Annotated in this window: 5 protein-coding genes; 4 read left to right on the plus strand and 1 reads right to left on the minus strand. The window is 63.5% G+C overall.

Going from position 1 to position 4,653, the window contains the following annotated elements:
• Positions 1 to 193: 193 nt before the first annotated feature.
• Positions 194 to 712, minus strand: a complete 519-nt coding sequence (locus tag AB9K34_RS00100) for a hypothetical protein (RefSeq protein ID WP_369952470.1) — start codon at positions 710 to 712, stop codon at positions 194 to 196.
• A 17-nt stretch (positions 713 to 729) separates the two neighbouring features.
• On the opposite strand from AB9K34_RS00100, the gene AB9K34_RS00105 reads away from it, so the two are divergent.
• The 4 genes from AB9K34_RS00105 to AB9K34_RS00120 all read left to right on the plus strand — a co-directional run bounded on the left by AB9K34_RS00105 (position 730) and on the right by AB9K34_RS00120 (position 4,449).
• Positions 730 to 1,824: a TRAP transporter substrate-binding protein gene (locus AB9K34_RS00105; RefSeq protein WP_369952471.1), complete on the plus strand. Its 1,095-nt coding sequence runs from the start codon at positions 730 to 732 to the stop codon at positions 1,822 to 1,824.
• A 177-nt stretch (positions 1,825 to 2,001) separates the two neighbouring features.
• Positions 2,002 to 2,568, plus strand: coding sequence for a TRAP transporter small permease subunit (locus AB9K34_RS00110; protein WP_369952472.1), 567 nt, complete (start codon positions 2,002 to 2,004; stop codon positions 2,566 to 2,568).
• Positions 2,568 to 3,959, plus strand: coding sequence for a TRAP transporter large permease subunit (locus AB9K34_RS00115; protein ID WP_369952473.1), 1,392 nt, complete (start codon positions 2,568 to 2,570; stop codon positions 3,957 to 3,959). The genes AB9K34_RS00110 and AB9K34_RS00115 overlap by 1 nt, the downstream gene beginning before the upstream one ends.
• A gap of 220 nt (positions 3,960 to 4,179) precedes the next feature.
• Positions 4,180 to 4,449 carry a glutathione S-transferase C-terminal domain-containing protein gene (locus tag AB9K34_RS00120; RefSeq protein WP_369952474.1) on the plus strand — a complete coding sequence of 90 codons (270 nt, stop codon included), beginning with the start codon at positions 4,180 to 4,182 and terminating at the stop codon, positions 4,447 to 4,449.
• The last annotated feature ends 204 nt before the right edge of the window (positions 4,450 to 4,653 follow it).

The raw sequence follows: 4,653 nt of genomic DNA on the forward strand, positions 1-4,653 counted from the left end.
AACCGGGCGTAGCGGCAAGCGGCAACCACGCAGGCCTGCCGCAGCTGCGTTACATGACGACTACGCAGCGCCGGACCTGCTTCGCACCAAGGGAGACAAAATTGGACGCCCATAGGGGGCAGCCTTGAATGCCGATTGACACGTTGCGTGGCGCAACGCCAAGGGAACCTGATCGAGGCAGGGCCAGGCCCGGCTAACGCAAGCTATCCTGCTTTCCGCAATAGGCCACAAAAGCAGCGCCCGCGTTCTTCGGCGGGTTGCCCTTGGCCGCTTCGCTTTTGGCGAATGCCAGCCAGTCAGAACGCAGGGCGTAGTAGTCCCGGCCCTTCTCCCTAGCGATGGTTCGCGCCTTTTCCTCGGCCCACCCCGGAAGCCTGATCTCGGGCAAGAGTTCGTTCTGCGGTGAGCGTGGGCGAAAGATCACCAGGTCTTCGGCGGTCAACTCCATGCGATAGAACGGCGTGTGATCGTCCTCGATGATCTGGCGGATGTTCAGCCGGAACTTCTTCAAGGGGGCGTTGCTGCCGGTCTTTTCCTGAAGCTTGGTAAGACCTTGACCGGTTCTACCAAAGATTATCACCGATCGGGAGAACCCGATTGGATCGTCGATCGAGGATCTAGACGTGATGCAGCGTAGACTTTCCCGAACCTTTTTAATAATAGCGTAATCGAGGCTTGGTGGAACGCGCTCTGCGGACGCCGAGCAGTTCATTCTTAGGGAGGTTCACCTTGGATCGTCGGTCTTTCATCCGTGCAGCAGGTACACTTAGTGCCGGGGCTGCCGTTTCCACTCTCGCGGCGCCGGCCGTCGCGCAGGGCAATATCACCTGGCGCATGGTCACCACCTGGCCCAAGAATTTTCCGGGCCTCGGGGTCGGTGCGCAGCGGCTGGCGGACCGGATTACCGCAGCCTCGGGTGGCCGTCTGACGATCCAGGTCTTTTCGGCTGGCGAGTTGGTTCCGCCGCTGCAATCTCTGGACGCGGTGATCGACGGCACCGCCGAGATGAGCCACGGTGCCGCCTATTACTGGCAGAACAAGTCGCCCGCGCTGTCGTTCTTCACCGGTGTGCCCTATGGCATGACTTCGCGCGAGCTGACCGCGTGGATCCGCTACATGGGCGGGCAGGAGATCTGGGACGAAATCTATGACCAGTTTGGCGTGCAGGGCTTCCTGTCGGGCGACACCGGCACCCAGGCCGGCGGTTGGTTCCGCAACGAGCTGACTGGCGTGGCTGACGTTCAGGGCTTGCGCTTCCGCACCCCCGGTCTCGGCGGCCGCGTGTGGGAGATGCTGGGTGCCACCGTGACCAATATGGCGGCGGGCGAGATCTTCCAGGCGCTGCAGTCGGGCACGCTCGACGCGGCCGAATTCGTCGGCCCCTACAACGACCTCGCGCTCGGGTTCTACCAGGTGGCGAAGAATTACTACTTCCCCTCCTTCGTGGAACCCGGCCTTGCCACCGAGCTGGTCGTGGACAAGAAGAAGTACCAGGAGCTTCCTGCCGATCTGCAGGCCCTGGTCAGGGACATCTGCCAGGCCGAGTATGACCAGGTTGCGTCCGATTTCTACGCCAATGACCCGCGCGCGCTGCAGACCCTGATCAACGATCACGGCGTGAACGTGCTGCAATTCCCCGAAGAAATCCTGCAGGCCGGTGCCGAAGCCGCGAAGGAGATCATCAACGGTCTGCGCGACTCGGATGACGCAATGGTCAAGAAGACCGCCGAGAGCTTTGTCTCGTCGCTCGAGATCGTGCGCACACGGTCGCGCGATACCGACGGCGCCTTCGTCCAGGCGCGTGAGAAGTATTTCACCTTCTGATCCCCTCCGGATCGGAACATCTGGCCCGGACCGACAGGTCCGGGCCTTGCACGTTTCAGGCGGGCCGGACAGAGGCCGATTGCACGCGGGCGGCGCGCCCGTTCCGCCCGACGGCGCCCCTGCAAGGGCAGGGACGCGGTGACGCCGGCCTTCGCGGCGCCTGGGAAAGGGTTCAGGATGCGATTTCTTGCAGGGCTTGCCGCGCTGATCTGCGGCCTCAACCTCGTCATCGGACGGGTCTTCGCGTGGCTGGCGCTGGCCATCGTGGTGGTGTGTTTCACCGTGGTGGTGCAACGCTACCTCTTCGCCACAAGCTACGTCTGGATGCAGGACCTTTACATCTGGATGAACGGCGCCATGTTCACGGCTGTCGCGGGCTTCGCACTGATGCGGGACGACCATGTCCGGGTCGACATCTTTTATCGCCCCGCCTCGGTGGAGAAGAAGGCGCTGGCCGACCTGATCGGCACGCTGATCTTCCTGTTCCCGTTCTGTTGGGTGGTCTATGCGTACTCGATCCCCTTCGTGACCCGCGCCTGGAGCTACCGCGAGGCCTCGGCCAACGTCGGCGGCATGCCCGGCCTCTTCGTGCTGAAGAGCTTCATCATCCTCTTCGCCGGGCTGCTCGCCCTGCAGGGCGTCGCGATGCTAATCCGCTCGCTGCTGATTCTCTCGGGCCGTGATGAACTCGTTCCCGCCGTCATGCGCTATGCACCGGACAAGACCCTGGAGGAGCCCGCCTGATGGATCCCGTTCTCATCGGCGAGATCCTCGCCGCTCTCATGTTCTTCGGCGTCATCGGCTTCCTGCTGCTCGGTTTCCCCGTCGCCTTCACCCTCGCCGGGGTATCGCTGCTGTTCGGGGCGGTGGGCATGTGGTTCGGGGTGTTCGACCCATCTAACTTCGGCTCGCTCCCCAACCGCTACATCGGCTTCATGACCAACGAGGTGCTGGTCGCGGTGCCGCTTTTCATCTTCATGGGCGTGATGCTGGAACGCAGCCAGATCGCCGAACAGCTGCTGATGACCATGGGCAAGCTCTTTGGCAACCTGCGCGGGGGGCTGGGCTTCTCGGTCATCCTCGTGGGCGCGATGCTCGCGGCCTCGACCGGCGTGGTCGGCGCGACGGTGGTGACGATGGGGTTGATCTCGCTCCCGGCGATGCTGCGGGCCGGGTACGATCCGAAGCTCGCCACCGGGGTGATCTGCGCCAGCGGCACGCTGGGCCAGATCGTGCCGCCGTCGACCGTGCTGATCTTCATGGGCGACATGCTCTCGGGTATCAACAGCCAGGTGCAGATGGCCAAGGGCAACTTCGCCCCGGTGCCGGTCTCGGTCGGCGACCTCTTCGCGGGGGCGCTGCTGCCGGGTCTGATGCTGGTCGGTCTCTACCTCGCCTGGGTGTTCTTCAAGGCGGTGAGCGATCCCGCCTCCTGCCCGGCGACCCCCGTCCCAGAGGGTGAGCGCGCGCATCTCGGGCGCGAGGTGCTGGTCGCCCTCGTCCCGCCGATGCTCCTGATCCTCGCCGTGCTCGGCTCGATCCTCGGCGGCATCGCAACGCCGACCGAGGCCGCCTCGGTCGGCGCGGTCGGCGCGATGATCCTTGCGGCCTTCCGTTGGCGGCTCAGCTTCGAGGTGCTGAAATCAACGGTCATCTCAACCGCGACGATCACCAGCATGGTCTTCGTCATCCTGCTCGGCGCCTCGGTCTTCTCGGTGGTGTTCCGAATGATGGGGGGCGACGATCTTGTCCACGAGTTCCTGCAGAACCTGCCCGGCGGCAAACTGGCGGCGGTGGCCATGGTCATGGTCATCATGTTCTTCTTGGGCTTCATCCTCGACACGTTCGAGATCATCTTCATCGTGATCCCGATCACTGCTCCGGTGCTGCTGGCGCTGGACGTCGACCCGGTCTGGCTGGGGGTGATCGTTGGGGTGAACCTCCAGACCTCGTTCCTGACCCCGCCCTTCGGCTTCGCGCTCTTCTACCTGCGGGGGGTGGCGCCGGCGGACATGCCGACCTCGGCAATCTACAAGGGGATCTTCCCCTTCGTCGGGCTCCAGGTGGTGGCGATCGCACTGCTCTTTGCCTTCCCACAAATTGTGACCTGGCTGCCAAACATGATCGCGAGGTGAGGCCGGAGGCATCATGACGTCAATCCCGACGCCACATACCGACAGGCTGGCAAAGCGGACTGGGGTTCGCATTGCACTGACCAACGGGCTGCGGCCATGGAGGCGCCGCCCGCCATCGGCGCGACATGGTGATCCTGGTGCATATCCACGGGCAACACCGGCTCAGCCTGTAGGCCCAACGTTCGGAAATTTGCAAATCAATCGCTGCGATGCGAACAAGATGCGCTGGTGCTACATCCAGCGTAGCAAGATGTTGTGCGGGCTCCATGCACATGGCATTGCCCGGTTTTCAGCAAGCGAACGGCTGGCGCGCGTCGAAGAGGATTTGCGCGCGATCCAGACCTGTCTGTGGCAGGGCTCGTTCCTGATGGGCAACCGGCCGCGTTCGGCGGATCTCAGCGTTGCACCGATGCTGGCCGCGATCCGCGCGACACCGGTGGCGGCTCCCCTCGCACGGCGGGTTGCAGAGGATGCGCAACTGTCCGACTGAACGATTACCGGCTGGCGCCGGTAGGATCAGCGATGTGCTGTTCCGGGTACTGAAGCAGGATGCCTTCGGTGATGGCACCGTTGGTGGTTGAAAAGGACCCTCGCCCCCAAAACCGGCAGCCCCAGTAGCGCTTTCAGATGGCTGGAAACTCCCGTTGCACCTTGTGGAACGAACGGCCCTTCATCTTGCGCACCAGATCCGAGA

It is taken from the genome of Sedimentitalea sp. XS_ASV28, assembly GCF_041224545.1.
GTDB lineage: Bacteria > Pseudomonadota > Alphaproteobacteria > Rhodobacterales > Rhodobacteraceae > Sedimentitalea.

Coding starts and splice junctions, on each gene's coding strand:
- AB9K34_RS00100 (WP_369952470.1), bottom strand. CDS start 712: ATGAACTGCTCGGCGTCCGCAGAGCGCGTTCCACCAAGCCTCGATTAC.
- AB9K34_RS00110 (WP_369952472.1), top strand. CDS start 2,002: ATGCGATTTCTTGCAGGGCTTGCCGCGCTGATCTGCGGCCTCAACCTC.
- AB9K34_RS00120 (WP_369952474.1), top strand. CDS start 4,180: ATGCGCTGGTGCTACATCCAGCGTAGCAAGATGTTGTGCGGGCTCCAT.
- AB9K34_RS00115 (WP_369952473.1), top strand. CDS start 2,568: ATGGATCCCGTTCTCATCGGCGAGATCCTCGCCGCTCTCATGTTCTTC.